Origin of the sequence: Microbacterium arabinogalactanolyticum (assembly GCF_030268005.1) — a bacterium.
In the GTDB taxonomy this organism is placed as follows: domain Bacteria; phylum Actinomycetota; class Actinomycetes; order Actinomycetales; family Microbacteriaceae; genus Microbacterium; species Microbacterium arabinogalactanolyticum.
The window spans coordinates 1,101,362-1,126,829 of record NZ_BRZC01000007.1 but is presented as its reverse complement, the minus strand read 5'-3'; the positions used below and the strand labels follow the sequence as shown (position 1 = coordinate 1,126,829).

25 protein-coding genes are annotated in these 25,468 nt (G+C 68.6%); 14 read left to right on the top strand and 11 right to left on the bottom strand.

Going from position 1 to position 25,468, the window contains the following annotated elements:
* The first annotated feature begins 38 nt into the window (after positions 1–38).
* The 6 genes from MIAR_RS16840 to MIAR_RS16815 all read left to right on the top strand — a co-directional run bounded on the left by MIAR_RS16840 (position 39) and on the right by MIAR_RS16815 (position 6,364).
* Positions 39–1,190: a glycoside hydrolase family 183 protein gene (locus MIAR_RS16840; RefSeq protein ID WP_285638254.1), complete on the top strand. Its 1,152-nt coding sequence runs from the start codon at positions 39–41 to the stop codon at positions 1,188–1,190.
* A 142-nt stretch (positions 1,191–1,332) separates the two neighbouring features.
* Positions 1,333–2,706 (top strand): ABC transporter substrate-binding protein, encoded by a 1,374-nt coding sequence (locus tag MIAR_RS16835; RefSeq protein ID WP_285638252.1) that lies wholly within the window; start codon positions 1,333–1,335, stop codon positions 2,704–2,706.
* 69 nt (positions 2,707–2,775) lie between these two features.
* The gene (locus MIAR_RS16830) at positions 2,776–3,702 is read left to right on the top strand and encodes a carbohydrate ABC transporter permease (RefSeq protein WP_285638250.1); all 927 of its coding nucleotides are present in this window, start codon (positions 2,776–2,778) and stop codon (positions 3,700–3,702) included.
* The gene (locus MIAR_RS16825; RefSeq protein WP_285638248.1) at positions 3,702–4,601 is read left to right on the top strand and encodes a carbohydrate ABC transporter permease; all 900 of its coding nucleotides are present in this window, start codon (positions 3,702–3,704) and stop codon (positions 4,599–4,601) included. Before MIAR_RS16830 ends, MIAR_RS16825 begins: the two co-directional genes overlap by 1 nt.
* Before the next feature lie 13 nt (positions 4,602–4,614).
* Positions 4,615–5,226, top strand: a complete 612-nt coding sequence (locus MIAR_RS16820) for a DEAD/DEAH box helicase family protein (RefSeq protein ID WP_285638246.1) — start codon at positions 4,615–4,617, stop codon at positions 5,224–5,226.
* 28 nt (positions 5,227–5,254) lie between these two features.
* The gene (locus MIAR_RS16815; RefSeq protein WP_285638244.1) at positions 5,255–6,364 is read left to right on the top strand and encodes a glycoside hydrolase family 183 protein; all 1,110 of its coding nucleotides are present in this window, start codon (positions 5,255–5,257) and stop codon (positions 6,362–6,364) included.
* 130 nt (positions 6,365–6,494) lie between these two features.
* Here MIAR_RS16815 and MIAR_RS16810 read toward each other — a convergent pair whose 3' ends face one another.
* From MIAR_RS16810 to MIAR_RS16780, 7 genes are all read right to left on the bottom strand, one after another.
* Positions 6,495–6,998, bottom strand: a complete 504-nt coding sequence (locus MIAR_RS16810) for a GNAT family N-acetyltransferase (RefSeq protein ID WP_285638242.1) — start codon at positions 6,996–6,998, stop codon at positions 6,495–6,497.
* A gap of 4 nt (positions 6,999–7,002) precedes the next feature.
* Positions 7,003–7,548 (bottom strand): hypothetical protein, encoded by a 546-nt coding sequence (locus tag MIAR_RS16805; protein WP_285638240.1) that lies wholly within the window; start codon positions 7,546–7,548, stop codon positions 7,003–7,005.
* A 2-nt stretch (positions 7,549–7,550) separates the two neighbouring features.
* Positions 7,551–8,126, bottom strand: coding sequence for a DUF2441 domain-containing protein (locus tag MIAR_RS16800; RefSeq protein WP_285638238.1), 576 nt, complete (start codon positions 8,124–8,126; stop codon positions 7,551–7,553).
* A gap of 65 nt (positions 8,127–8,191) precedes the next feature.
* A complete protein-coding gene (locus tag MIAR_RS16795; RefSeq protein WP_285638236.1) occupies positions 8,192–9,727 on the bottom strand; it encodes a glycoside hydrolase family 183 protein in 1,536 nt (511 codons plus the stop codon).
* Between the two features lie 53 nt (positions 9,728–9,780).
* Positions 9,781–10,881, bottom strand: a complete 1,101-nt coding sequence (locus tag MIAR_RS16790; protein ID WP_285638234.1) for a DUF4185 domain-containing protein — start codon at positions 10,879–10,881, stop codon at positions 9,781–9,783.
* A gap of 1 nt (position 10,882) precedes the next feature.
* Positions 10,883–11,629, bottom strand: coding sequence for an SDR family NAD(P)-dependent oxidoreductase (locus tag MIAR_RS16785; RefSeq protein ID WP_285638232.1), 747 nt, complete (start codon positions 11,627–11,629; stop codon positions 10,883–10,885).
* 2 nt (positions 11,630–11,631) lie between these two features.
* Positions 11,632–12,744, bottom strand: coding sequence for a glycoside hydrolase family 172 protein (locus MIAR_RS16780; RefSeq protein WP_285638230.1), 1,113 nt, complete (start codon positions 12,742–12,744; stop codon positions 11,632–11,634).
* A 118-nt stretch (positions 12,745–12,862) separates the two neighbouring features.
* Here MIAR_RS16780 and MIAR_RS16775 point away from each other — a divergent pair, with 118 nt between their 5' ends.
* From MIAR_RS16775 to MIAR_RS16760, 4 genes are all read left to right on the top strand, one after another.
* The gene (locus tag MIAR_RS16775) at positions 12,863–13,840 is read left to right on the top strand and encodes a LacI family DNA-binding transcriptional regulator (protein WP_285638228.1); all 978 of its coding nucleotides are present in this window, start codon (positions 12,863–12,865) and stop codon (positions 13,838–13,840) included.
* Positions 13,841–13,973: 133 nt separating this feature from the next.
* Positions 13,974–15,497 (top strand): FGGY-family carbohydrate kinase, encoded by a 1,524-nt coding sequence (locus MIAR_RS16770; RefSeq protein ID WP_285638226.1) that lies wholly within the window; start codon positions 13,974–13,976, stop codon positions 15,495–15,497.
* A complete protein-coding gene (locus MIAR_RS16765; protein ID WP_285638224.1) occupies positions 15,494–18,061 on the top strand; it encodes a GH116 family glycosyl-hydrolase in 2,568 nt (855 codons plus the stop codon). The genes MIAR_RS16770 and MIAR_RS16765 overlap by 4 nt, the downstream gene beginning before the upstream one ends.
* A 26-nt stretch (positions 18,062–18,087) precedes the next feature.
* Positions 18,088–19,719, top strand: a complete 1,632-nt coding sequence (locus MIAR_RS16760; protein WP_285638222.1) for a fucose isomerase — start codon at positions 18,088–18,090, stop codon at positions 19,717–19,719.
* A 72-nt stretch (positions 19,720–19,791) separates the two neighbouring features.
* On the opposite strand, the gene MIAR_RS16755 is transcribed toward MIAR_RS16760, so the two are convergent.
* The gene (locus MIAR_RS16755; protein ID WP_285638221.1) at positions 19,792–20,358 is read right to left on the bottom strand and encodes a TetR/AcrR family transcriptional regulator; all 567 of its coding nucleotides are present in this window, start codon (positions 20,356–20,358) and stop codon (positions 19,792–19,794) included.
* 71 nt (positions 20,359–20,429) lie between these two features.
* Between MIAR_RS16755 and MIAR_RS16750 the strand changes: the two genes are divergently transcribed.
* Positions 20,430–21,002 (top strand): dihydrofolate reductase family protein, encoded by a 573-nt coding sequence (locus MIAR_RS16750; protein WP_285638220.1) that lies wholly within the window; start codon positions 20,430–20,432, stop codon positions 21,000–21,002.
* 1 nt (position 21,003) lies between these two features.
* On the opposite strand, the gene MIAR_RS16745 is transcribed toward MIAR_RS16750, so the two are convergent.
* Positions 21,004–21,588 carry a hypothetical protein gene (locus MIAR_RS16745; RefSeq protein WP_285638219.1) on the bottom strand — a complete coding sequence of 195 codons (585 nt, stop codon included), beginning with the start codon at positions 21,586–21,588 and terminating at the stop codon, positions 21,004–21,006.
* A 148-nt stretch (positions 21,589–21,736) separates the two neighbouring features.
* Here MIAR_RS16745 and MIAR_RS16740 point away from each other — a divergent pair, with 148 nt between their 5' ends.
* Entirely contained in the window at positions 21,737–22,915 is a 1,179-nt protein-coding gene (locus tag MIAR_RS16740) for a glycosyltransferase (protein WP_285638218.1), read from the top strand.
* Positions 22,916–23,036: 121 nt separating this feature from the next.
* Positions 23,037–23,669, top strand: coding sequence for a hypothetical protein (locus MIAR_RS16735; protein ID WP_285638217.1), 633 nt, complete (start codon positions 23,037–23,039; stop codon positions 23,667–23,669).
* Here the strand turns inward: MIAR_RS16735 and MIAR_RS16730 are convergent.
* Both MIAR_RS16730 and MIAR_RS16725 read right to left on the bottom strand, forming a co-directional pair.
* Entirely contained in the window at positions 23,664–24,152 is a 489-nt protein-coding gene (locus MIAR_RS16730) for a hypothetical protein (protein ID WP_285638215.1), read from the bottom strand. The genes MIAR_RS16735 and MIAR_RS16730 overlap by 6 nt on opposite strands.
* Positions 24,153–24,177: 25 nt before the next feature.
* Positions 24,178–24,339 carry a hypothetical protein gene (locus tag MIAR_RS16725; RefSeq protein ID WP_285638214.1) on the bottom strand — a complete coding sequence of 54 codons (162 nt, stop codon included), beginning with the start codon at positions 24,337–24,339 and terminating at the stop codon, positions 24,178–24,180.
* 97 nt (positions 24,340–24,436) lie between these two features.
* On the opposite strand from MIAR_RS16725, the gene MIAR_RS16720 reads away from it, so the two are divergent.
* On the top strand, positions 24,437–25,417 hold the full coding sequence (locus tag MIAR_RS16720; RefSeq protein ID WP_285638213.1) for a GlxA family transcriptional regulator: 981 nt from the start codon (positions 24,437–24,439) through the stop codon (positions 25,415–25,417).
* Positions 25,418–25,468 lie beyond the last annotated feature (51 nt).

The window sequence follows — 25,468 nt, the reverse complement described above, 5'->3', positions numbered from 1 at the left end:
ATCGATTTCAGTAGAGTGTGGCCAGATCAAGGAGGATCATGGGCCATCTCACGTCACCTCGGCGAGCGCTCGCGACGGTCGTCGTCGCAGCATCCGTTCTTGCGCTCGGCGCCTGCTCTGCGAAGGGGCCGGTCGCGGTGGATCCGGACCCCGACAAGCCCTTCGTGCTCGCGGGCATCTCCGACGTCACCGAGATCGCGCAGCTCACCGGACCCGGCGCCATGAACGACACCGCCTCGGTGGGTGTGGCGGGCACCGATCTCGGTTCGATGGTGAACGTCGGCGAGCGGACCTTCTTCCTCTTCGGTGACACCTTCGGCGAGAGGGATCCCGACTCGGTCGGCGGCCAGGGCGGGTTCTGGCGCTCGAATGTCGCGGCGTGGACGACCGACGACGATCCGACCGACGGCATCACCTTCGACGGCTGGCACGTGGATGACATCGGCCTGGCCGCGGCGCTCGTCGAAGGGGACCACGACTCCAATGACATCGGCGGCGAGGTGACGAAGATCCCCACGTACGGATTCACCGTCGGCGACGACATGTACGTCTCGTACATGTCCGTGTCCCACTGGGGTGACCCCGGGGCCTGGGATGCGAACTACTCCGCGCTGATCACATCCTCCGACGGCGGGGACAGCTGGCATCCGGTTCCCGGGGTGCGCTGGCCGGGCGACTCGAACTTCGTCCAGTTCGCGACGGCTCACGTCACGGACGGCGGCACCGACTACGTGTACATCTGGGGCATCCGCTCCGGCAGGTTCGGCGGCGTCCAACTCATGCGCGTGCGGTCCGAGCGCAGCGCCGTGGAATCGCAGTCGGGCTACGAGTACTTCGCAGGAGCCGACGGCGCGCAGCCGCACTGGAGTGCGGACATGACCGACGCGGTGACTGTGCTCGAGGGCACGATCGGCGAGCTCTCGGTGATGTGGTCGGCCTATCTCGACCGCTGGATCATGACCTATTCGGATGCCGGGAACGCCTACATCCGCGAGGGGACGACGCCGTGGGGTCCCTGGGGTGAGCCGATCGAGCTGGCGTCGGCGAGCGACTACCCAGGTCTCTACTCGCCCTATCTGAACCCGCGGTACACCTCCGCCGACGGGCGCAGCGTGTACTTCACGCTGTCGCTCTGGGGTCCGTACAACGTCTTCTGGTTCTCCGCCCGACTCGATCGCAGAGCGCCTTGAGGGAGTCCCTTGTGCTTGAAATCGATTTCGTCTAACGTGACCTCTACCCGGTCGGCGCGGCCCGTTCGCCCGCCCGTGTCCCTCGGCACCAGCCGAACACAGCCCCGATTCGACGACGATTCGTGTTCCTGAGGAGGAACCAATGGCAATCAACACTTCTCGCAAGAGGCGGATGATCCTCTCCGCCCTCGGCGCGGTCACAGCGGTCGGCCTTCTCGCCGGCTGCGGTTCGAGCACTCCCGGCCAGGGCGCCGGGGACGGCGACGGCGGCAGCGGCGGCGCCACCACGGTGCAGTTCTGGCACCGCACCTTCACCCCGGTGGAGAACGCCTGGTACAAGGACATCGTCAAGAAGTTCAACGCCTCGCAGGACAAGATCAAGGTCGTCGACACCGAGGTTCCGGCCGACGCGTGGGACCAGAAGATGAAGGCGGCGCAGGCTGCAGGCAAGGCTCCCGACATCTACACGCACTCCGGCAGCATCCAGGACGCCGTCAACGCCGGTCAGCTCTACGAGCTCAACAAGGTCGTCGATCAGTCCAAGCTCGACGAGATCATCGATGCGGCGAAGCCCGTCTCCGAGATCGGCGGCAAGTACTACGCGTATCCGCTGCTGCTCGAGGCGCAGACCGTGCTGTTCTGGAACAAGGAGATGCTGACCAAGGCCGGCGTCGACGCCGAGGCCGGTCCCACCACCTGGGACGAGCTGCTCGCGGACTGCGCCAAGATCCAGCCGACGCTCGCCAAGGGCACGTACTGCATCTCCCCGGCATCCGACGCCGTGACCTTCGCCTGGTCCACGGTCGGACAGCAGTACAACTTCTCCGGTCACACCGCGCTGACCGACGACTGGACCAAGCCCGACATCAACAACGACGGCTACAAGAGCCTGATGCTGAAGTACAAGGAGCTCTGGGACAAGGGCTACATGGCCAAGCAGGCGCTCGACGCGTACGTCGGCGGCAAGGACTTCGGCGAGAAGAAGGTCGCCTTCAAGGTGTCCGGCTCGTGGATGATGTCGCAGATCGGCTCCGACTACAAGGACATGCTGACCAACACGGGCGTCGGCGCGTTCCCGAACGCCTCCGGCGCCGACGGCCGCACGGCGACCACCCTCGGCAACTTCAAGTGGGTGATCGACGCGAAGAGCAAGAACCCCGAGGCCGCGGGCAAGTTCCTGGAGTGGGCTCTCGCCGGTGACACCGCCAACCTCGTGCCGTTCTTCGTGGATACCCAGTTCACCAAGGTCCCGGTCCGCAAGTCGGTGCAGGATGCCGTCGCCAAGGACGAGGCCGCCGCGAAGGCGCCCTGGTCGAAAGTCGTCGTCGATGACATCGCCCCGACCGCCATCCCCGAGCCGACCTACCCGTGGGACGTGTCCCTCGCCGTCGGCACCGCGATGGAGTCGGTGATGAAGGGCGCTGCCACACCGGATGCCGCGATCGCGACGGCCGAGAAGGCGATCCAGACCGTGATCGATCGCGAGAAGCTGCCCGAGAAGGCGCCGAAGAACTGACATCCGAGATCCGGGAGCCGGCCGACTGGCGCCGGCTCCCGGAACCATGCCGACAGGACGGGACCACCGATGACCACCGCCGAGAGGGGCGTGCGGCGCCAACAGCGTCAGCGCCATGACCGCTACCGCTACAGGGACACCAAGCTCGCGCTGCTGATGCTCGCGCCGGTGCTGATCCTGCTGGGGATCTTCGTGATCTGGCCGGCCTTCTACGCGGGGTTCCTGTCCTTCCAGGACTGGAGCTTCTACAAGGAGCCCGTGTTCGTCGGGTTCAAGAACTTCACCGACGTGCTGAGCGACCCCCTGTTCATCGCGACGATCGGCCGTGGCTTCGTGTTCGTGCTGATGACCGTGCCGCCGATGCTCGTGCTGGCGTACCTGTTCTCCAGCCTGGTCGTCGCGGTGTCGCGCCGCTTCGCCAGCATCCTCAAGGTCAGCATCTACGTCCCGACCATCATCTCGGGCGTGATCACGTCGATCATCTTCGTGCTGATCTACGACTACTCCGGCGGTCTGCTCAACGCCTTCCTCGGCGCTTTCGGCATCGATCCGATCGCGTGGATCGGCGATCCCGCCTGGGCGCTCCTGGCGATCGCGATTCCGGCCGTCTGGCTGGGCATGGGCCTGACCTCGCTCATCATGGTCGCCGCGATGGTCGACATCCCGACCGAGTACTACGAGGCGGCGGCGATGGAGGGCGCCGGCTGGTGGCAGAAGACCTTCTACATCACCATCCCGCAGATGAAGAACGTCTTCCTCTACCTGCTCGTGACCGGGTTCGTCGCGGCGATCCAGCAGTTCGAGCTCCCCCTCGTCATGACCGGCGGCGGGCCCCTGGATTCGACCACACTGCCGAACCTGTTCATCTTCAACCACTTCCGCAACGACATCAACGTCGGCTACTCGATCGCTGCAGCACTGCTGCTGTTCGTCGTCCTGGGCTCCGTCTCGGCCCTCGTGTTCAAGTTCGTCAACTCCGAGAGGCTGGTCGACTGATGGCCGTCATGCAGGGTGAGACCACCCGTATCGTGCTCGCGGGCAAGGAGCCCTCCGGCCGGTCGAAACTGCCGCGGACGTCGGGCGGCTGGCTCGCGCTGGCCGGAAAGGTCGTCGTCGGCCTGATCTTCCTCGTCGCCGCGCTCTTCCCGCTCGCCTGGATGGTGATCGCGGGCTTCAAGTCCAAGACCGAGGTCGTCTCGACGCCGTTCCAGTTCTTCCCCGAGGTGTGGCGCTGGCAGAACTACGCGCAGATCCTCGCCGACCCGACGTTCACGCGAACGATGCTGTGGACGTTCCTCGGCGCCGTGCTCTTCACGGTGCTGAGCCTGACCGTGAACTCGCTCGCGGCGTACGCGTTCGCGCGCCTCAACTTCCGGTTCCAGCGCACGCTGTGGGTTGCGGTCATCACGACCATGTTCATCCCGGGCATGACGATCCTGCTGACGAGCTTCATCGTGGTCACGCGCCTGTCGATGCTCGACACGCTCGCGGTGCTCGTGATCCCGGGGGCTGCGAGCGCGGGAGCGGTGTTCTTCATCCGGCAGTTCTATCTGAACATCCCGGCCAGCCTGGAGGAGGCGGCCATGCTCGACGGATGCGGCCGCTTCCAGATCTTCTGGCGCATCTTCCTGCCCCTGTCGAAGCCGCCGTTCGTCGTGATGGGGATCACCGCCTTCCTGGCCTACTGGAACTCCTACGTGTGGCCGATCATGACGATCACGACCCCTGAGCGCTTCGTGGTGCAGCAGTATCTCGCCACGTTCCGCTCCGAGCGGAGCACCGAGCTCGGCCTGCTGATGGCGGGATCGGTCCTTGCCGCGGCTCCGGTCGTGATCCTCTTCCTCATCTTCCAGCGCCAGATCATCGGGAACATCAAGATGGCCGGACTCAAGTGAGCGGAGGACCAGGATGCTGCTGTCGGTGACGGGCGCGAGCGGGACGGGCAAGTCGACCGCCCTCGATCTGCTGCGCGAGGTCGACTTCGGGACTCCCGTGATCCGCGTCGAGTTCGATTCGATCGGCGTGCCCGATGGCGCGGACACGGCCTGGCGTCACGACGCCACCGAGCGGTGGGTCCGTTTCGCCCTCGAGGCCCAGTCGCGGGGCGAGCACGTGCTGCTGTTCGGCCAGGTGCCGCCCGGTGAGCTGCTCGCCGTGCCGTCCGCCGAGCAGCTCGACGGGATCGCGATCTGCGTGCTGGCGGCATCACCGCAGGTGCAGGAGGCGCGCCTGATCGGCCGGGGCGAACCAGCCGACTCGCTCGTACACCACCTGCGGTTCGGACAGTGGTTCCGGCGCCACTCGGAGGATCCGCAGCACGCGCCGGAGGTCATCCGCGTGGACACGCCGGTGGCGATGGACTGGTCGCGCTGGGAGACGCTGAGCGGGGACGATCCGCGCTGGCCGGTGACGGTGCTGGACACCGATGCACTCTCGGCCGGAGAGGTCGCCGAGCAGATCGAGGCATGGGCGAGGGAGAACCTGGCCGACGTAGCGTCGGCCGAACCAAGAGGCCGCTGAAGCCGACCTCACGACGAAGGAGTCGAGCATGACCGAGCAGTACCGCCAACCATGGATGAGTCGTCGCGCACTGCTGCAGGGTGCTCTCGCTGCGGGGGCGGTGGGCGCGGCATCCGCCGTCGGCATCACGGCCGCACCGGCTGCGTCGGCCGCCGGGCCCCTGACCGTCACTCGGCTGAAGGTGCTGGCGGGCACCCAGACGAGCGTGCAGTACGGCGTCGGGGCGACCGACCTGGGCATCCCGGCGCGCACCCCCGACGGGCGCTTGCTCTTCGTGTTCGGCGACACCTGGGCCGATCACGTCGGCGGTGCGAACTGGCGCTCACCCGTGGCCCTGTACTCGTCGACGACGAATCTGACGGCGGGCGTGACGTTCAACGGATGCGCCGGCGCCGGGACAGCGACGACCGGCGTGGCCCCGCAGCTCTGGTACTACCCGCATGACGCCTACTTCAAGACGGTCATCCCCTCGGATGTCATCACCATCGGATCGCGGATGTACCTGCATGCCATCGTCAACGGTCCGGAATTCGGCATGGTGCGATGGACCGAGCTGTGGGCATCCGACGACAGCGGAGCCACCTGGTTCCACACCGGGCTGAAGTTCCCGGCGGACATGGCGGGCGGGCGCTTCCAGTGCATCACCTGGGGTCTGGGCAACGACGGCTACGTCTACAGCTACGGGACGGGGTTCCAGCGTGACAAGGGAATCGTGCTGTACCGCGTGGCATCGAGCCAGATGACGCAGCTGTCCGCCTATGAGCCGTGGGGATTCGCGAATGGGTCGTGGGGCTGGGGGAAGCCCGCCACCGAGGTGCTGCCAGGCAAGTTCGGCGAGATGTGCCTGCGACCGCTGGGCGGCAAGTGGATCCTCACGTGGTTCAACGCGGCCGACTACCGGATCGACGCGATGGTGCTGAACACGCCGACCGACAACCTCTACACGGCTGCGAAGACGACCCTGCTGTGGGGCGGCAGCTGGGGGTCGGAGGATGCCACGCACGTCGCGCAGCTCTACGGCGGCTACATCATCCCCGGGTCCACTCTGGGCGACCTGCATCTGAGCGTCAGTCAGTGGAACACCGGCAACAGCAGCGTGTACCACTCCGAGCAGTTCCGGGTGCAGGGCCTGGCGTAACTGCGACGTCACGTGCGCCGGGCCGGCTCAGGCAGAGCCGGCCCGGCGGACCCGAACCATCCCGATCAGGCACCGGTATCGGGGGTTCCGCCGCGAAGCGCTCGAAAGACCACACGAGGGACAGTCGGCGTCATCTCAGTGCCCTGGTGAGTGCGAGGACCGGTTCGTCATCGAGCGCGATCATGGTGCCCGGCGGCACCGGCTCCCCGTCGATGCTGACGCCGCGGCCATCGGGCAGATACCCCCGGCGCGCGTACATCTGCTGCGCGATGCCGTAATCGGCATACAGACCCACGCGAAGGCCGGCGGTGCCCGCTCTCGTCGCGATGCACCTCTCCGCCTCGTCGAGCAGCCGGCGACCGAGCCCTGCACCGCGGTGCGCGTGCAGGACGTTGAGGTCGGAGATCTCCGGGATGCCCGCTTCTCGGAAGGGAGGATATGCGGATTCCCAGATGATCAGGCAGTATCCGGCCGGGCTCTCGTCCCGTCGCGCGACCAGCACGTCGATCCGGCCGGCTCGCCGCTCATCGAGGTAGTGCTCGAAGAGCGCGGCCGGCTTGGGCCAGTCGCGGAACGCGTCAGCGAGCCCGGTGATGTCTGCGGGCTCCGCATCCGCAAGGGAGATGTCCGTCATGCCGTCACCATCCTGCCGCTTCGATGACGCGCTCGGCGACCGCTCGAGGGTCCAGGCCATCGACATCGATGATGTGATCGTCGAGGTCCGCCGCATCGAGGGCGTGGGTGAGGGCGTCGTGCCCGGCGAGGAACCCGTCCAGTTCCCACGGGGCGTCCGCGGCGTGCCGGGCGCGGAGTCTCTGTTCGACCACAGCGCGCGAGGCTCGCAGCCGGATCAACGGTGCCTCGTCGGCGGATGCCGCTCCGAGAGCTGCTCGGCAGCCGTCCAGATGAGTCCTATCTGTGTACACGTGAGCGACCACGACGCGCTCGATGCCGTTTCTCCGGTAGTTCGAGGTCACCGCGGCCAGGTTCTCGCGCGCGACCTGTCCGCCCCACGGATCGTCCTGCGGTCGGGGCCACGACAGTGTCAGGAAGTCGAGATCGACGAGCGCGTGTGCCACGGCCTTCTCGCCGAGCAGCGCCCCGAGTTCCTGCAGTGTGCGCGACTTTCCGACGCCAGATGCTCCATTCAGGATCAGGCCCCGCGTGCGCTTCGAGTCGGTCATCCTCATTGCTCCTCTGACGCCGACGGGGAAAGGTTCGCGTTCACGGTGCGGATGATCTCCACGACTTCGATCCTCCCGTCGACCAGCGTCTCCAAGATCGGTTGGCCGTCGCCGGCTTTTTCGGCGTTCGACCAGTATCTTCTGGCGAGGTCAAGATTCGTCGCTCGATCCGCCGTGCCCACGAAGCAGTTGCGCGCGTCGCCGCTGAACCATCGACCGTCGATCGTGAGGCGCACAATCTGATAAGTCGGGCGGCCCCAGTCGACGAAGAGCGAGCACCATCCCTCGGCATCCGCCAGTGTCCCCGATACGTAGAGGCTGCTGCGCCTCGACGGATAATCGGGGAACTCCTCTGCTCGCACGTCTTCCATGGCCAATTCTCGGAAGGCGACGGCGAGATGGTGATCGAACTCAACCGGCCTGTCGGATGCGGCATCCGCATAGATCCGAGCGACCTCAGGGGCGCGTTCCTGCACACGGCGCCAGACCCCGCTTCGATTGACCTCGTCGAACACGATCTGCTGACCCACATGCATCGGCTTGTCTGTCACCACGTGGAACGCGAACCTCTGCGTCATGATCTGCTCCTTCTGCGTCGTGGGTGCGGTGGGAGGGCCCGCGCGGCCCTCCCACCGCGTCATGCTCAGCGGACCTTCGTCAGCGAGACGTCGTCCAGCTGCATCCAGATGTCGCCACTGTTGGTCCACACGCCGCCGAAGACCTGCACGGCGTCGCGGTCGCCCGCATCGAACTCGACGGTGAACCGGGTCCAGGCGCCGACGGAGTGGAAGTTGATCTCGCCGATCGGGACGCCGTCCAGCGTCCGGGCGCCGAAGAACCCGTTGTCGCTGTTCACCGAGGTGCGCAGGAACCCGGTCAGCCGGTACTTCGCACCGCGTTCGACGGCCACGTCCTGCCAGATGTCCCGCCATCCACTGTTGTACCGGACGAACGCGCGGTGGTCCCCGGTGAAGCCGGCGGCCGGGGCGTTGTCGATGCCCGAGTTCGGTTTCGCCGCCCAGGTGCCGTTCGTTCCGTCGCCGAGCGTCGTGGAGCGCTCGAAGCTCGCATCCGTGACCAGGTTCGGGTCGATGATGTTCCCGTCGCGGTCGATGCGCAGGCGCATCAGATAGACGTTGTACGGATTCCACTGCGACATCGTGAAGTAGATCTCGCCGTCCTTGTTCCACGGGTGGAAGTACCCACCGTACAGAGCGGGGTAGTCGGTGGAGCTCGCCACGGTCTGCGCGGGAGTCCACGGGCCCTCCGGGGCGGTCGCGGTGCGCATGATGATGTCCTCACCCGACAGCGTCATCATCAGGAACCGCTTGCTGTAGGCGTCGTACTGCACCGACATCTCACTCATCGGAGCATCCATCACCGGAACGGCGTCGGACTCCTTCCGGCTCCAGTCCGTGCCGTTCCAGTACCGGAAGGCCGACTTGTCCAGCAGTTTCGACGCGGGCACCTTGGCCACGGATGCTGGGCCGTTGCGCCCGTTCTGCGTGCCGAAGACATAGATCGTGCCGCCCTTCTGCACCCAGGCCTGCATCTGGAAGGGGTCGTGTCCGTCGGCGTTCTCCCACCGCGTGTCCGACACCTTCCAGGTGCCCCCGCCGTCATCCGAGTACGCGATGCCGGCGAAGTTCGTGTCCCACACACCCGGCGGGCCCCACTGCTTCACGGACATGAACCCGAGGTACTGCCGCTTGCCGACCGAGATGCCGGTCGTGGGGATCGTGGTGATCTCGACACCGTTGATCTTCTTCGACGGGATGATCTCGCGTGCGACGCCCTGCGGCCCCTGGGCCGCCCAGTCGAACAGCATCCCGTCGGCGAGGTCGCCGTCGCTGGAGCGCACCAGCACGTTGCTGCGCCAGTTGCCGTTGGGCGGCGCGCCGCCGCCGGGGCCGGTCCAGGAGTTGCCGAACGTGTCGCCGAAAGCCGTGAGCACATGCCCTGCGCCGTCGTCCCACATGATGCCGAGATCGGTGGCCTTGATGTCCCAGCGACCCCAGGTGTTGTTCGGGGCATCAGGCCCGGTCAGCTTCTCGACGACGGTCGCCGGTGTGCGTGCCGTGGTCGCCTCCGCCGGTGGTGGTGCTGCGGCCACCGCGAACGCGACGGTCGCGAGGGATGCCGCGGCGGCACCCGCCACGATTCTCTTCAGGGGCGTCATTGCCTCTCCTTTCTCAGGTCGCCGTGCGGCGACGTCTCAGCGGACCCGGGCGCTCAGCCCGGGAGCGTCATCTGCCTCAGCCCGAACCAGTACGACGTGACGCCCGCCGGCGCGCAGGGGCAGACGTTCGACTGCACCCAGGCCGTCTTCTCGTCATCCGAGACGAACTTCGACGGCACGGTCGTCGCGTAGCCGCCGATGCGATCCGCCTGCCACGGGTACGTGCCGAAGTCCTCGGAGAGCACGGGCGTCCACGGTCCCCAGGGCTGCGGTGACTCGTAGAACTCGAACGTGTACTCGGTCCACGAGGTGTAGAGATAGCGGTCGTGCTTCGGCAGGTACGTGACCCCGCCCTGCGAGATCACGCTCATTCCGTGGGCGGTGCGCCGGTCGTCGACGAGCACCGGCTTCTTCGCAGCGATGTCGTGCGCCCAGGTGGCCTCGGAGGCGCCCGGTGCGCCTGCGTAGAACTCCCACGTCGAGCGGTCCTGCACCGAGGCGACGGGGACGCGTGCGAGGAACAGCTCGGTCGGGTCGGGCACGATATCAGTGAACGAGTCGCGCCAGTTGCCGTCGAGTCCGTACGCGTAGACGTAATCCTTGTCGGGACGGCGCTCGGCATCCTCGCCGTAGTCGGCGAACCAGACGGTGGTGAAGACGCCGTCCTCGAACATCGGCGCCGAGTGGTCCCAACTCCACGTCCTGCCGTGGTCGTCGCTGCGGGCGATCGTCGCGTTCGGGGCCGCGTTGAAGTCGGGTGCGAGATCCTGGACGGCCAGGTACAGGGCGCGGCCCGTGCACAGCATCCCGGTCGGCTTGCGGGTGTACCCCTCTGCATCCGTCCAGACCTGGCCGAGGGCGTCGCCGGACACGAGCCCTTCGCCCTCCAGGTCGTCGGATGCCGGGGTTCCGGTGATCCGGTTCATCACGATGTCGCTGAACGTGCTGCCGAAGCCCGCGCCGTCGCCGTTCGCGGCGTACAGCGCACCGTCGTCCGACCAGCAGCTCGGCCACAGATCACCGTCCGAGACGCCGATCGCGGTCGGCGCATCCGCGACGGTCACGGCCTCGATCGGAGCGGATGCCGCGGAGCATCCGGCCAGCAGCGCGGCGCTCACTGCGAGGCTCGCGATCGAAGCCGGCCGGCGGTTCATGTCACCAGACCGTGTACCCGCCGTCGGCGATCACGTCGGAGCCCGTCATGAAGCTCGACTCGTCGGAGGCGAGGAACAGGATCACCGAGGCGACCTCGTCGGGGGTGCCGAGTCTTCCCATCGGCGTCCGCTCCCGCCACACGACGCCCAGTTCGGGCTCGCGCTCCAGCAGAGCTCCGGTCAGGTCCGTGCCGATGTAGCCGGGCGAGACCGAGTTCACCCGCACGCCGCGGGCGGCCCACTCGCCTGCGAGGGTCTTCGTCAGGTGGATGACGCCGGCCTTCGCCGCGTTGTAGCTGGACTGCTTCTGCGGGAAGTTGCTGATGATGCCGCTCATCGACGCGATGTTCACGATCGACCCGCGACCCGCCTCGAGCATGAGTCGGCCGAACGCCTGGCACACGTAGAACGTGCCGGACAGGTCGATGTCCACCACCTGCCGCCAGTCGTCGGCCGACATGTCCTCGGCGCTCGCAGAGCGCACGATGCCGGCGGCGTTGAGCACGACATCCGGGGTGCCGAATCGATCGGCGATGTCGGATGCCGCCGCCGTCACGGCCTCGGGATCCGTCACGTCCACCTTCACGAAGTCCGCATCCACATCGTCCGCGGTCATCGCGAGGTCGAGCACCACCACGCGGGCACCCTGCTCCAGGAACCGGCGCACGGTCTGCAGCCCGATGCCGCGCCCGCCGCCGGTGACGACGACGAGCCGGCCGGACAGTGAGGGGTAGGTCGCGTGCGTCATGGTCACACCCGCGGAGGAGTCGCGCCGAGGTCGGGCACCGGGGCCGTTCCTAGGTGGACCTCCATGTCGTCCGCGGACGGGCTCTTCGGGCGGCGCGCGGTCGGGCGGTCGAGGTAGAACATCGCGGTCGACGCGATGTCGTCGCGCAGCGGGAGGTAGCGCCATCCGCTGCGCCAGCCGAGCGCCTGGATGTCGACCTTCGGGATGCCCGTGGCGAAGTGGATCGGGTCCTGCAGGTGCCAGCGGTACATGCCGAAGCGCTGCTGCGACACATACAGCCCGTCCGGGCGGATCACTTGAGGCATGCCGAGGTAGGGCGTGGAGAACTCGGTGTAGCCCTTGCCCGGGATGTCGAAGTTCCAGGCGCCGCCGAAGTAGTCCTCGGTGCCGGTGCCGCAGATCGTCGGGTGGTCGGTGTCGTCATCGAGGTAGAACTTGATCTCGCCCTCGCCCCACCATCCGTTCGAGTTCACGCCCCAGGCGATGTAGGTGCCGACGTAGTGCCCCTCGCCCTCGATGCCCTCCAGGATCACATGCGGCGTCAGCTCCTCCAGCGGGTTGGATCGCCGCCACTGCGCGTGGAAGTAGGCGTCGTTCGAATGGTCGCCGCCGATCTCGTAAGTCACCTGGTAGTACACCCGAACGTCGACGACCGAGGTGTTCTCGATCGTGAGGCGCGCCCCGTCGCGGAACGGCATCGGCCAGTAGGAGTTGAAGCCGCCGTGCGGGTTCGCGGCGATGGCCTGCGAGTTCACCTGCGCGAAGACGCCCCACCCGTTGCAGAAGAAGTCGCCGTACGGCACCTCGACCGCGGGCTCGTCCGCGCCGTCCCAGAACGCCCGCAGGATCAGGGTGCGCCAGTTGTCGGTGTGGGTGGTGATCCAGATGTGCGTGATCTTCCCAGCGCCCTCGATGGAGGCGAGTTCGAAGGTCTCGCCCGCCTTGATGTCGACACTGGGCGAGATCTTCCAGCCGGGGCCGAGGTCGCGGGCGCAGTCGGCGCCGGTCCCTTCGGTGGCGCGCCCGCCGCCGCCGGCCGTGCCGTCGAAGTTCTCCGGTGAGATCGAACGTGTCTGCACCTGTCGCAGGGCGGCGATGGAGTTGAGATCGGGCATGCGTGCACTTCCTCGTGTCGGCGTGTGGGTGTTCCGTCACAGTACCTATTCGCCGCGTCTGTTGCAATCGATTTCAACGCGCTACCCTGTCGTCACAGGGTTTCATGCGAGGAGACACGTGGCCACGATCTATGACGTCGCGCAGCTGGCGGGGGTTTCGCCGGCCACGGTGTCGCGCGTGTTCAACGGCGTCGGAGTCTCCGATGCGAAGACGACGGCGGTGCGCCATGCGGCCGAGCAGCTGAACTTCACGCCGAACCGCGCCGCCCGCACACTGCGCCGGCAGAGCTCCGAGGTGATCGCCCTGGTGATCCCGGACATCGAGAACCCCTACTTCACGGAGATGGCCCGAGGTGTGGAGGACGTGGCCAGCGAAGCCGGCTACTCGGTCGTGCTCTGCAACAGCGACTCCCAGGTCGACAAGGAGTCGACCTACCTGCGCATCGCCATGGCCGAGAACATGTCGGGCGTGATCCTCGCCGCGGCATCCGATCACACGAGTCTCGACGAGATCCTCGCCACCGGCAGGCCGGTCGTGGCCGTGGACCGCAGCACCGGCTACGACATCGACGGCGTCGTGATGGCGAACCGCGATGCCGGGCGCATGGCGACCGAGCACCTTCTCAAGACCCATCGGCGCGTGGCGTACATCGGCGGCCCTGAGCACATCGAGACGTCGAGCGACCGCGCCGAGGGCTGGCGGGTCGCGCACCGCGCGGCGGGGATCGAGCCGCCGGTCGATCTGCTCACGTTCTCGTCCTTCCGGGTCGACGGCGGTCGCGATGCCATGGAGCGACTGCTCGCGCTGCCCGAGCCGCCCGATGCGGTCGTGGCGGGCAACAACCTGATCGGGGTGGGTGCGATCCAGGTGCTCACCGAGCATGCGCTGACCCCACCCGCGATCGGAGTCGCCGTGATCGGCGGTCTTCCGTTCACCACCCTTTCGCCCAGCGCGGTCACCGTGGTGCGCCTGCCGGCGCGGCACATGGGCGTCACCGCCGCACGCATGCTGCTGGAGCGCATCCGCGGCGATCAGCAGCCCGCGCGCACCGTCGTGCTGCGCAACGAAGTGCGCGCCGCCAGAGCTTCGCGCTGACGCTCGGGAGCGCGAAGCGCGGGATTCTCGGCCCGTTCCCCTGTGATGCGTCCATGTATCCGGTTGCGTCATGAAATCGATTTCGCGTACGCTGAGGTCGCGGGACAACACAGCATCGGCCGAGGAGGACCACATGCGCTGCACCCTCGGGGTCGACATCGGCACATCCAGCACCAAGGGCGTGCTGGCAGCCGAGGACGGGTCGATCCTCGCCACCGCGACGCGTGCGCACGATGTCGATCGGCCCCGCACCGGCTGGGTGGAGATGGACGGCCGAGTCTGGTGGGACGAGTTCGTCGCGATCTCGCGGGAGCTCCTCACCTCGGTTCCGGATGCCGAGGTCGCGGGCGTCGGCGTCAGCGGGATGGGCCCGTGCATCCTGCTCGCCGACGAGAACGACGAGCCGGTGCGCCCCGCCATCCTCTACGGCGTGGACACGCGCTCCACCGCGCAGATCGCCCGCCTCACCACCGAGCTCGGCGAGGACGAGATCACCCGTGTCGGGGGCTCGTCGCTCACCTCGCAGGCCGGCGGCGCGAAGATCGTCTGGGTCGCGGAGGAGGATCCGGATGCCTGGGCTCGGGCGAAGCGGCTGTTCATGCCCGCCTCCTGGCTCGTGCGCAGGCTGACCGGGGCCTACGTGCTCGACCACCAGTCCGCCAGCCAGGTCTCCCCCTTCTACGACGTGGAGGGCGAGCGCTGGCACGCGCCCTGGTGGGATGCCTACGCCGACCGGATCGAGGCACCCCCGCTGACCTGGGCAGGGGACATCGCGGGTGCGGTCATGGCCGAGGCATCCGCCCTCACCGGCATCCCCGAGGGGACACCGGTGATCACGGGCACGATCGACGCGTGGACCGAGGCGGTCAGCGCCGGAGCGCACGGCATCGGCGACCTGATGCTGATGTACGGCACCACGATGTTCCTCGTGGCGACCGTCGCCGAGACGCTGCGCACGCCCTCGATGTGGACCACGGCCGGCGCCTTCGCCGGCACCCGGAACCTCGCGGGCGGCATGTCGACCTCGGGCGCGCTCACGGCCTGGCTCAAGGACCTGACGGATGCCGACTACCCGCAGCTGCTCGCCGAGGCGGCCGACTCCGGCGTCGGGGCGCGCGGGCTGCTGCTCCTGCCGTACTTCGCGGGCGAGCGCACTCCCATCCAGGATCCCGATGCCCGTGGCGTGATCGCCGGGCTCACGCTGCGTCATGGGCGTGGTGACCTGTACCGCGCCGCTCTTGAGGCCACGGCACTGGGCGTGCGACACAACGTGGAGACCATGCGCGAGGCGGGGGCGGACATCCGCCGCATCGTCGCCGTCGGCGGAGGCACGCAGGGGCGCCTCTGGCTGCAGATCGTCTCGGATGCAACGGGGCTCGTGCAGGAGGTGCCGGCCACGACGATCGGCGCGAGCTACGGTGCCGCGTTCCTCGCTGCAACCGCTGTCGCGCCTGCCGGTGCCGCGCCGCGCATCGAGGACTGGAACCCCGTCGTGGATCGCATCGAGCCGGACCCGGCCCGTCGTGCAGCCTACGACGAACTGTTCGACCGCTACCTGCGCCTCTACGCGGGCACCGCCGAGGTCGTGCATGAGCTCGCGGAGTCGCAGCGGGACGCGGCCCACCGGGACGAGGCACATCGGGACGGCGACCGATGAGCCGCCGCGCCCGCCGCATCCCGCACACCGCCGAGAGCGTGGCGTTCCCGCTCGGTGGAATCGGCACGGGCAACGTGTCGCTCGGCGCACGTGGCGAGCTGCGCGACTGGGAGTTCGAGAACCTGCCCGACAAGGGACGCCTCAACCCTCGATCCTTCTTCGCGATCCACGCCGCCCCGCAGGGCGGCCCCTCGGCCACCCGCGTGCTCGAGGCACGCAGCAGCGGACGTCATGACCGCGATGCGGGCTACGGGTTCGACGAGCTCGCCGGCCTTCCGCGGCTCGACTCCGCCGGCCTGCATGGCGAGTATCCCGTCGTCGACATCGACTTCACGGACGCGACGCTCCCCGTGACCGTGTCGCTGCACGCGTTCACGCCGCTCGTGCCGCTCGACGCCGACGCCTCCGGCATCCCCGCCGCCGTGCTGCGCTACCGGGTCGTCAATCCCGGTGACGCACCCGTCACCGTCACCGTGGTCGGCAGCATGAGCCACACCGCCGGCCGCGGCGCGCCGGGGCCGGACGCGCCCTGGGGCATGCGCGGCACGCAGTCGGTGCGCTGGCGCGAGAGCGACGGCATCCGCGGTCTCGACTTCGACATCGACCTCGATCACGACGACCCCGGCTATGGGACCATGAGCCTGACGACGACCGACTCGTCGACGACCGTCAAGCCGCAGTGGGTCACCAGTTACTGGCCCGACGGTGCGCGGCTGTTCTGGAATGACCTGGCCGATGACGGCCTGCTCGCGCCCGAAGCGCGGCTGACGCTGGAGGACAAGCCCCGAGGGCTGTTCGCCGAGAGGGATGCCGATCCGGACGCGCCTGCGCTCACCGAGGAGCAGATGCTCGCCAAGCTGCCCCGCGTGCGCACCGGATCGCTCGGCATCGTGCACACGCTCGCGCCGGGCGAGGAACGCGACTTCGAGTTCGTGCTGGCCTGGAGCTTCCCCAACCGCCGGCGGGGATGGCACGGGCACATCATCTTCGATGACGCTCTGGAAGACGGGGCGCCCGACCTGCGCGACGAGCTGGGTCCCATCGTGCGCAACCATTACGCGGTGCGCTGGCCGGATGCCTGGGCCGCGGCGGCGCAGCTGCACCGGGACCTGCCCGCTCTGGAGGGCGCGACCGACGCCTTCGTCGAGGAGCTCTACGGCGGGTCCCTCGACCCCGTGCTCGCCGATGCGGTCGGCGCCAACATCGCCGCGCTCCGCTCGACCACCTGCTTCGTGCTGGAATCGCCCACCCCCGAGCTCGGCGACGGACCGGTCTTCGCCGCTTGGGAGGGGTCGTTCGACCACGGCGGCTCCTGCGAGGGCACCTGCACCCACGTCTGGTCGTACGCGCAGACCGCGGCCTGGCTGTTCCCCGGCCTGGAGCGCAGCGCCCGTCGGGCGGAGTACCTGCTCGAGACCGATGAGAGCGGCGCGCAGAAGTTCCGCGGCAACAGGATCTTCGGGGCTCCCCGCTGGTTCATCGGCCCCGCCGTCGACGGGCAGCTCGGCACCTTCCTGCGCCTGCACCGCGAGTGGCGCTTCTGTGGCGACGACGAGTTCCTCCGGGAGCTGTGGCCCGCCGCGGCGCGCACCCTCGACTACGCCGCGCGCGAATGGGATCACGACGGCGACGGGCTGCTCGACGGCGAGATGCACAACACCTACGACATCGAGTTCCATGGTGTCGAGCCGCTCTCGAACATCATCCACCTCGCCGCGCTGCGCGCCGGTGTTCGCATGGCGGGGCATCTCGGCGACACGGCTCGCGCGCAGGAGTGGGCACTGCGCGCCGACCACGTCGCGGCCGCGATCGAGGGCGTGCTGTGGAACGGCGAGTACTACCGGCAGGTGATCGACGACGTCGACGCCCACCGCTACCAGTACGGCGACGGCGTGCTGTCGGATCAGCTGCTCGGCCAGTTCCACGCCTTCCTGGGCGGTCTCGGGTACCTGCTGCCCGAAGCCCATGTGCGCTCCGCGCTGGACGCGATCGTGCAGCACAACCACCGCGGCGACCTGCGTGACCACGAGAGCACCCAGAGGGTGTACGCGCTGAACGATGAGGGCGGTCTGCTGCTGGCGTCCTGGCCCGAAGGTGGCCGCCCCGCCCTCCCGTTCGTCTACGCGGACGAGGTGTGGACGGGTATCGAGCACCAGGTCGCGGTCTCGCTGCTGTTCGCCGGGCGGTACGACGACGCGCTGCGCATCGAGCGCACGCTGCGGGCGCGCTACGACGGGGCGCACCGCAGCCCGTGGAACGAGATCGAGTGCGGCAACCACTACGCCCGCTCCCTCGCATCCTGGGGGCTGCTGATCGGCGCCAGCGGCGCGCAGTGGGATGCCGGCGCACGCACGCTCTCGTTCGATCCGGTGCTGCCGGGGGACGCCCGCTTCCTGTTCACCACCGCAACCGGATGGGGCGGCGTCGAGATCGGTGACGACGTGATCACCCTGCGGCTCCACGGCGGGGCGCTCGACCTCGACGAGCTGCGGCTCCGCGGCGAGGTCGCCGGTCGCGGCATCCATCTCGATGCGGGAGAGACCCGCACCCTGACTCTCACCTGAACCTCACACCCACAACGGAGAATCCCATGAGCTACACCCTCCCCACCCCGGTCACCCGCCCCGAGGCGGCGCCGAAGACCGCCTACCTGATCACCTCCGGCGACCTGCGCGAGTCCGCGAACGTCGCCGGCTGGCCCACTCAGGTCGAGCTCGAGACCGGTGTGACCGGCGTGCTCGAGGGGCTCGGCTGGTCGGTCATCCGGCCCTTCGGCGTCGACCCCGCCACCGGGCACGGCTTCATCTCCAGTCAGCGCATGGGCATGGAGGTGTTCAAGAGCATCCCGGTCGATGCCCCGCTCGTCGTCGCCATCGCGAACTGGCAGTACTCGCATCACGTGCTCGCCGGTCTGCGCACCCACCAGGGCCCGATCCTCACCGTCGCGAACTTCGCCGGCGACTGGCCGGGCCTGGTGGGACTGCTCGGACTGAACGCGGGCCTCACCAAGATGGGCAAGGAGTACGCCACCACCTGGTCGGTGGACTTCACCGACGACTGGTTCACCGGCGGCATCCGCGAGTGGACCGAGACCGGCCGCATCACGCACGACGCCTCGCACGTGCGCGCCCTGCCCGAGCTTCCGGACTCCGCCGAGAAGCAGCTGGGTCAGGCGCTCGCCGCCGAGCTGCTCGCCGACAAGGCCATCATCGGCGTGTTCGACGAGGGCTGCATGGGCATGTACAACGCGATCTTCGACGATGAGCTGCTCAACACCATCGGCATCTACAAGGAGCGCCTGTCGCAGTCGGCGCTGTACGCCGAGATGCTCGAGGTGACCGAGGCCGAGGCCGACGCCGCCTACGACTGGCTGGTCGACCACGGCATGACCTTCAAGTACGGCGAGGATGCCGCCACCGAGCTCACCCGCGAGCAGGTGCAGTGGCAGCTGAAGATGTACATCGCCGCCCTCCGCATCGCCGACGACTTCGGGCTCGACGCTGTCGGCATCCAGTACCAGCAGGGCCTGAAGGACCTCGTGCCGGCCTCCGACCTGGCCGAGGGCATCCTGAACTCCACCGAGCGCCCCCCGGTGACCTCGCGCGACGGCTCCCGCGTGCTGCACGAGGGCCGCGCCTTCCCGCACTTCAACGAGGCCGACGAGGGCGTGGCGGTCGACGCGCTGATCACCGACCGGGTGTGGCGGGCGATGGGTCTGGTGCCGGACAACACCCTGCACGACGTGCGCTGGGGCGAGGAGCACGACGGCGAGTTCGTCTGGGTGTACGAGATCTCCGGCTCGGTGCCCGCCTCGCACCTGGGCGGCTGGGACAAGGCCGAGGGATGGCGCCAGGGCCATGTGTTCTTCCCCGCGGGCGGCGCCACCATCAACGGCGTCTCCAAGCCCGGCGAGGTCGTGCTCTCCCGAGTGTTCATCGCCGACGGCATCCTGCAGGCCGACATCTTCCGGGCATCCGTCGTGGAGCTCCCCGAGGCCGAGACCCAGCGCCGCAAGGACGCGACCAACCCGGAGTGGCCGATCGCGCACGTCGTGCTGCACGGCCAGAGCCGCGACCAGTTCATGGCCCGTCACAAGGCGAACCACGCGCAGCTGGTCTACGCGCCCGACGCCGAGACAGCCGACAAGGCGCTGATCGCGAAGGCCGCCATGTTCGACGGCCTGGGGATCAAGGTCAACCTGGTGGGCGACGTCACGATCTGATCCGCGTCGTCCATCGAGAACCCGCCTCCCGCGTCCGCGCAGGGGGCGGGTTCTTCGTCGCAAGCGCTCCGGTCAGCGCAGCAGTCCCGCGACCAGGTCGTCGACGATGTCGTCGGTGGAGGTGCCGGGGTCGATGGGGGAGGTGAGCCGGTCGAACACCAGGCCGTCGATCGCATAGTGGAACAGGGTGATCTCGCGGCGCCCTCCGGGAAGCCCGGCGGCCTCGTTGAAGGCGACGTCGCCGTCCAGCGCCTGATGCTGCCACTCCCGCATGGCCGCGGCGAGTTCGGGCCGCCGCGCCACCTCGAGCCGCAGCTCGAACAGCGCCAGCGTCACGTCGCGGTGCGTGGTGAGACGCCGGACGATGTCGCGCACGTAGTCGGCGAACAGCTCGCGGGTCGGGGCGTCGGATGCCCGCGCGGCGAGGTCCTCCGGAGTGGGGGAGAGGCGGATGCCGATGCGCTCGACGAGCCCGGCGATGAGCTTCTCGCGACTGCGGAAGTAGTTCGATGTCGTGCCGACGGGCACACCGGCCTCGGCATCGATCGCGCGGTGCGTGAGTCCGCGAGAGCCTTCCCTGGCCAGCACGGTGATGCCCGCGTCGGCCAGCGCGTTGCGTCGCGCCTCGTTCTTCGCCATGATCCGAGACTAGCGCAACCACTTCACCTGTTGTAGTCTCAAACCACTGCACATGTCGTGATTGGAATCAGATGCGAGAACTCACCTACTTCGTCGCCGTCTCCGTGGACGGCTTCATCGCCGGACCGAACGGAGAGTTCGACCGGTTCCTCGCCGAGGGCGACCACATGGACGTCATCGGCGAGAAGTACCGCGGCACCGTTCCGACGGTGCTCGCCGACCGCGCCGGCGTGCCCGCCGACGGCAGCCCCTTCGACACCGTCGTGATGGGCTGGAACACCTACGCCGTCGGCCTGCCCATGCTCCCCGACCCGTACTCCCACCTGAGGCAGGTGGTCTTCACCCGCTCGCACGACGCCCCGGACGGCGCCGAGGCCGTCGAGTTCACCGACCGCGACCCCGTTGACGTCGTGCGCGAGCTGAAGGCCGAGGACGGCCGCGGGATCTGGCTCTGCGGCGGCGGATCGCTCGCCGGCGCGCTCATCGACGAGATCGACCACCTCGTGCTGAAGATCAGCCCGGTGCTGCTCGGCGACGGCATCCGGCTGTTCGGCGATCGCTCCTACGCCCCGACCGGAATGATGCCCGATGCGGTGACCCGCTTCGACTCGGGCGTCGTGATCGCGGAGTACTCCCGGGGGTGAGTCAGGCCGGCGGGAGCTGCAGGATGTTCGACTCGCCGCCGGTCAGGTCGGCGGCGATGCGGATGCTGCGGGCCAGGTCGTCGAGCTGCTTCTCCAGCGTGCCGAACCGCTCGCGGTCGCTGCACACCGCGGTGAGCGTGATCAGATGCGTGCCGGTGTCCCAGGTGTAGGTCGCCGACGGCGGCGACGCCGGGTTCTCGGGCATCGGCATGAGCAGCTTCTCGCCCACCCCGAGCGGGGTCGGGAAGCTCTCGGTGTCGTCGTACTCGATGGGCATCATCGCCCGCATGGTGCGCAGCTGCGGGGTGAGCTCCTGCACGTTCGCCATCGCCACGACCAGCTCGGGCTCGGCCTTCCACGTCCAGGCGAGCACACGGCCGTCGGCCTTGCGCATCGCCAGCGGAATCGCCTGGCTCGCCAGCCACGCGCCCACGCGCGATCCCGGACGGCCGTCGCGTCCCATCGCACTGTTGGCCTGCGCCATCAGCATCCGGATCGCGGCCTTGCGGTGTCGCCGGCCGGTGAATCCGAGCGACCCGGTGACGGGGATCCACAGCGACGGGTCGGCGGAGGAGATCAGGCGCATGCCACCACCGTACGGCCGATCGCACGGCATCCGCTGGGAACGGCTGGCCTCCCGGCCCGGCCCAGCCCCCTCGGGTAGAGTTACTGCGCCCGAGCGGGCCGGCGCACGACGCCGCGACCCCTGAGCTACAGATAGGCAGCATCCTTCCTTGACTCCCGGACGTCCCCTGAAGATCCTCATCGGCGCCGACACCTTCGCGCCCGACATCAACGGCGCCGCCCGCTTCGCGGAGCGCCTCGCCGCAGGCCTCGTCCAGCGCGGCCACGACGTGCACGTCGTCGCGCCGAACACCGCCTACCGTCGCTCCGCCACCCACACCGAGATCATCGAGGGCGAGCCGCTGACCATGCACCGGTTGCCCGCCGTGCGCTGGCTGCCGCACGACTGGCTGCGGTTCGTCTGGCCGTGGCGATCCAAGCACTACGCCCGCAAGGTGCTCGACGAGGTGCAGCCGGACGTCGTGCACATCCAGTCGCACATCGTGATCGGCCGCGGGCTCACCCGCATCGCCCACCAGCGCGGCATCCCGGTGATCGCCACCAACCACGTGATGGCCGAGAACATCCTCGACCACACCACAATGCCGGACTTCCTCAACCGGCCGATCCTCAAGCTGGCCTGGGACGACGCCAAGCGCACCTTCGACATGACCCGTGCGGTCACGACCCCCACGCGCAAGGCCGCCGACTTCCTCGAGCACACGATCGACATCAAGGGCGTGGTGCCGATCAGCTGCGGCATCGACCGCCGCAACTACACGCCCGTGATCGGCCCCCGCGAGCAGAACCGCATCCTGTTCGTCGGGCGCCTGACCGGCGAGAAGAAGGTCGATGTCGTGCTGCACGCTCTCGCGAAGCTCGACCCCGCGCTCGACGTGCACTTCGACATCGCCGGCGGCGGCGACCAGCGCAAGGCGCTCGAGGCGCTCACCGCCCAGCTCGGACTGAGCGATCGCGTCACCTTCCACGGCCGCGTCACCGATGAGCAGCTGCGCGAGCTGTACTCCCGGGCATCCCTGTTCGCGATCGCCTCGATCGCCGAGCTGCAGTCGATCGTGACGATGGAGGCCATGGCATCCGCCCTCCCCGTGGTCGGCGCGAACGCCGTCGCCCTGCCCCACCTCGTGCACGACGGCGAGAACGGCTACCTGTTCGAGCCGGGGAACGTCGACGACCTGGTCGACAAGCTCACTCGCGTCCTGACCGCCGCGCCCGAGGAGTACGAGCGGATGCAGAAGGCCTCGCTCGACGGCGTGGCCGTGCACGACATCAACCGCACGCTCGACACCTTCGAGGCGCTGTACCGGGACGAGCCGCTTCCGGAGTGAGGCGGCGCCGTACGTCTCTGCGATAACGGCGTCGTACGTCTCTGCGATGCCTGCGCCGACGATGGCCTGCGCCTACGATGGGTCGTGCCGTCGCCGACGACGGCGGAACCGGGGGATGGGCATGTCCGAGGAAGTGCAGGGATCGTCGCAGGGGCTGGCGTCGGACGCCGGAACGCCGCGGTCGCAGCTGGGTGCAGTGGCCGCCGGGTCCACGCGTCCGACGTTCCGTGAGCGGCTGGCCCTGTGGGCCGACGCGTTCAAGGCCATCAAGTGGAAGCGCGTGCTGATCCTGGGCGGGATCGGGATCGTCGTCGCGGCCATCGCCGTGGTGCTGATCGTGAACTTCGTGCCGGTGGGCTGGTCCCGCTTCATCGGGGACTTCGCCCAGAACGACGCCGGGCGGGCGATCCTGGTGGGGCTGATCGTGGGGTTCTGCTTCACGCTGGTGCCGCTGATGGTGCTGCTGCTGCTCGCCTACCGATCGCCTGCGTGGGTGAAGGTGGTGCTGGTCGTGGTCGCTGTGCTGCTGGCGACGCCCAACCTGCTGACGCTGTGGATCCAGACCGGGGCGTCGGGGTCGGTGCACGCGGCCGACCGGATCATGGACACCGAGGCCTACGGCTTCAGCGGCGCGAGCATCTGGGGTGCCGTGATCGGGGTGCTCGCGTTCCTCGTGTGGGCATGGCTGTTCATCTCCAGCCGGCTGACGAAGAAGAAGCTCAAGACGCTGCGCGAGACGCCCGCGGGGTCATAGCAGCACGCCGTACATCAGGTTCGAGAGCAGCGAGAACACGACTCCCAGTGCCTCGACGCCGCCGACGCCGATCGCGATTCCGGCAAGCACGGGCTGGGAACCACGTCGCGCGGCGATGACGCCCAGGATGAGGGCGGTCACTCCGAGGGCGAGACCCAGCACCGAGCGGACCAGGGAGATGACCTCGTAGAGGCCGTACTGCCCGCGCATGCCGGCGATGATGATCGGCGACAGGATCACGAACAGCAGGCCCAGCGCCGCCGTGACCAGGGCGATGATGAACGCCGTGCGGCCGAGAGAGCCGGGGCCGGATGCCGGGGCGACGCCGTAGCCGGGCTGCGGGCCTGCTACCTGCGGGTAGCCGGCGGGCGCGGGATAGCCCTGGCTCGTGGCGGGCTGCGCGTACGGGGACTGCGTGGGCGCCGGCTGCGCGTACGGCGGCTGGTTCGGCTGTGCGGGCTGAGGCTGCTGCGGATCGCTCATGCGCAAGAGACTACGGGGCGTGCGGTCAGAGGTGTGCGGGACTTGACTCCCCGCGCGCCGTGCGCTCGCTCTCCGCGACGCGGGTCCAGTCGGTCGGCGTCCGGCGGAATCCGTCCCGGCGCAGCTCGACGATCGTGGCGATGACGGCCCAGAGGCCCAGGGCTGAGAGGACGACGACGATGAACATGGCAGAAATGCTATGGTCGGCGCTAAACTGTCACGAGTGGCAGTGAAGACAGTGAGCGTAGGATTACTGCCACATCGCGTGTCGTCGAGGAGGACCCATGAAGACCGTCGCCTGCGTGATCGACAACGGCTTCGCGCCCTTCGAGTTCGGGGTGGCGTGCGAGGCCTTCGGGCTGGACCGCTCGGATGACGGGGTGCCGAACTTCGACTTCCGCGTGGTCGCTCCGGAGCCGGGCCTCGTCCGCTCCAAGATCGGGTTCTCCGTCGAGGTCGAGAACGACCTCTCGTTCGCCTATGAGGCCGACCTGGTGATCTTCTGCCCGATGCCGAGGGAGTACTGGGGCTCCATGGACCCCCGGCTGATCGACCTGGCGCGGGATGCCGTCGCCCGCGACGCGTGGGTGATGAGCGTGTGCAGCGGATCGTTCGTGCTCGCCGCCGCCGGGGTGCTCGACGGGCGTCGAGCGACCACGCACTGGATGTACGCGCACGTCCTGGCCGAGATGTACCCGCAGATCGACGTGGACCCCGACGTGCTCTTCGTGCAGGACGGGCGCATCATCACCAGCGCCGGAACCGCGGCGGGGATCGACGCCTGCCTGCACCTGCTGCGCATCGAGCTGGGTGCGGAGATGGCCGCGCGCATCGCCCGCCGCATGGTGGTGCCGCCGCAGCGCGACGGCGGGCAGGCGCAGTACGTCGACCGCCCGCTCCCCGTCGTGGCGAGCGGATCGCTGGCATCCGTCGCCGACTGGGCCGTGCAGAACATCCGCGACGAGCTCTCCATCGATCAGCTCGCGGGCCACGCGCACATGTCGGCGCGCACCTTCGCTCGCCGGTTCAAGGCGGAGTTCGGCGCGACCCCGGCATCCTGGCTCACACGGCAGCGGGTGATCCACGCCCAGCGGATGCTGGAGCGCACCGACCTCGGACTGGACCGCATCGCCGAGGAGTGCGGCTTCGGGTCCGCCGCCGTGCTGCGGCAGAACTTCGCCCGCGTGCTCGACACCACGCCCACCGCGTACCGTGCGCGGTTCTCCTGCCGAGACGAGCGGATGCTCGAGCCCGTACCGGCCTAGAGCCGGTCGGCATCCTTCCGGCACGCCTGCACGATCCGGGAACTGATGCAC

Excerpts from the sequence above, each read along its gene's own strand:
- MIAR_RS16840 (WP_285638254.1), top strand. The coding sequence starts at position 39 with ATGGGCCATCTCACGTCACCTCGGCGAGCGCTCGCGACGGTCGTCGTC.
- MIAR_RS16835 (WP_285638252.1), top strand. The coding sequence starts at position 1,333 with ATGGCAATCAACACTTCTCGCAAGAGGCGGATGATCCTCTCCGCCCTC.
- MIAR_RS16830 (WP_285638250.1), top strand. The coding sequence starts at position 2,776 with ATGACCACCGCCGAGAGGGGCGTGCGGCGCCAACAGCGTCAGCGCCAT.
- MIAR_RS16825 (WP_285638248.1), top strand. The coding sequence starts at position 3,702 with ATGGCCGTCATGCAGGGTGAGACCACCCGTATCGTGCTCGCGGGCAAG.
- MIAR_RS16820 (WP_285638246.1), top strand. The coding sequence starts at position 4,615 with ATGCTGCTGTCGGTGACGGGCGCGAGCGGGACGGGCAAGTCGACCGCC.
- MIAR_RS16815 (WP_285638244.1), top strand. The coding sequence starts at position 5,255 with ATGACCGAGCAGTACCGCCAACCATGGATGAGTCGTCGCGCACTGCTG.
- MIAR_RS16810 (WP_285638242.1), bottom strand. The coding sequence starts at position 6,998 with ATGACGGACATCTCCCTTGCGGATGCGGAGCCCGCAGACATCACCGGG.
- MIAR_RS16805 (WP_285638240.1), bottom strand. The coding sequence starts at position 7,548 with ATGACCGACTCGAAGCGCACGCGGGGCCTGATCCTGAATGGAGCATCT.
- MIAR_RS16800 (WP_285638238.1), bottom strand. The coding sequence starts at position 8,126 with ATGACGCAGAGGTTCGCGTTCCACGTGGTGACAGACAAGCCGATGCAT.
- MIAR_RS16795 (WP_285638236.1), bottom strand. The coding sequence starts at position 9,727 with ATGACGCCCCTGAAGAGAATCGTGGCGGGTGCCGCCGCGGCATCCCTC.
- MIAR_RS16790 (WP_285638234.1), bottom strand. The coding sequence starts at position 10,881 with ATGAACCGCCGGCCGGCTTCGATCGCGAGCCTCGCAGTGAGCGCCGCG.
- MIAR_RS16785 (WP_285638232.1), bottom strand. The coding sequence starts at position 11,629 with ATGACGCACGCGACCTACCCCTCACTGTCCGGCCGGCTCGTCGTCGTC.
- MIAR_RS16780 (WP_285638230.1), bottom strand. The coding sequence starts at position 12,744 with ATGCCCGATCTCAACTCCATCGCCGCCCTGCGACAGGTGCAGACACGT.
- MIAR_RS16770 (WP_285638226.1), top strand. The coding sequence starts at position 13,974 with ATGCGCTGCACCCTCGGGGTCGACATCGGCACATCCAGCACCAAGGGC.
- MIAR_RS16765 (WP_285638224.1), top strand. The coding sequence starts at position 15,494 with ATGAGCCGCCGCGCCCGCCGCATCCCGCACACCGCCGAGAGCGTGGCG.
- MIAR_RS16760 (WP_285638222.1), top strand. The coding sequence starts at position 18,088 with ATGAGCTACACCCTCCCCACCCCGGTCACCCGCCCCGAGGCGGCGCCG.
- MIAR_RS16755 (WP_285638221.1), bottom strand. The coding sequence starts at position 20,358 with ATGGCGAAGAACGAGGCGCGACGCAACGCGCTGGCCGACGCGGGCATC.
- MIAR_RS16750 (WP_285638220.1), top strand. The coding sequence starts at position 20,430 with ATGCGAGAACTCACCTACTTCGTCGCCGTCTCCGTGGACGGCTTCATC.
- MIAR_RS16745 (WP_285638219.1), bottom strand. The coding sequence starts at position 21,588 with ATGCGCCTGATCTCCTCCGCCGACCCGTCGCTGTGGATCCCCGTCACC.
- MIAR_RS16735 (WP_285638217.1), top strand. The coding sequence starts at position 23,037 with ATGTCCGAGGAAGTGCAGGGATCGTCGCAGGGGCTGGCGTCGGACGCC.
- MIAR_RS16730 (WP_285638215.1), bottom strand. The coding sequence starts at position 24,152 with ATGAGCGATCCGCAGCAGCCTCAGCCCGCACAGCCGAACCAGCCGCCG.
- MIAR_RS16725 (WP_285638214.1), bottom strand. The coding sequence starts at position 24,339 with ATGTTCATCGTCGTCGTCCTCTCAGCCCTGGGCCTCTGGGCCGTCATC.
- MIAR_RS16720 (WP_285638213.1), top strand. The coding sequence starts at position 24,437 with ATGAAGACCGTCGCCTGCGTGATCGACAACGGCTTCGCGCCCTTCGAG.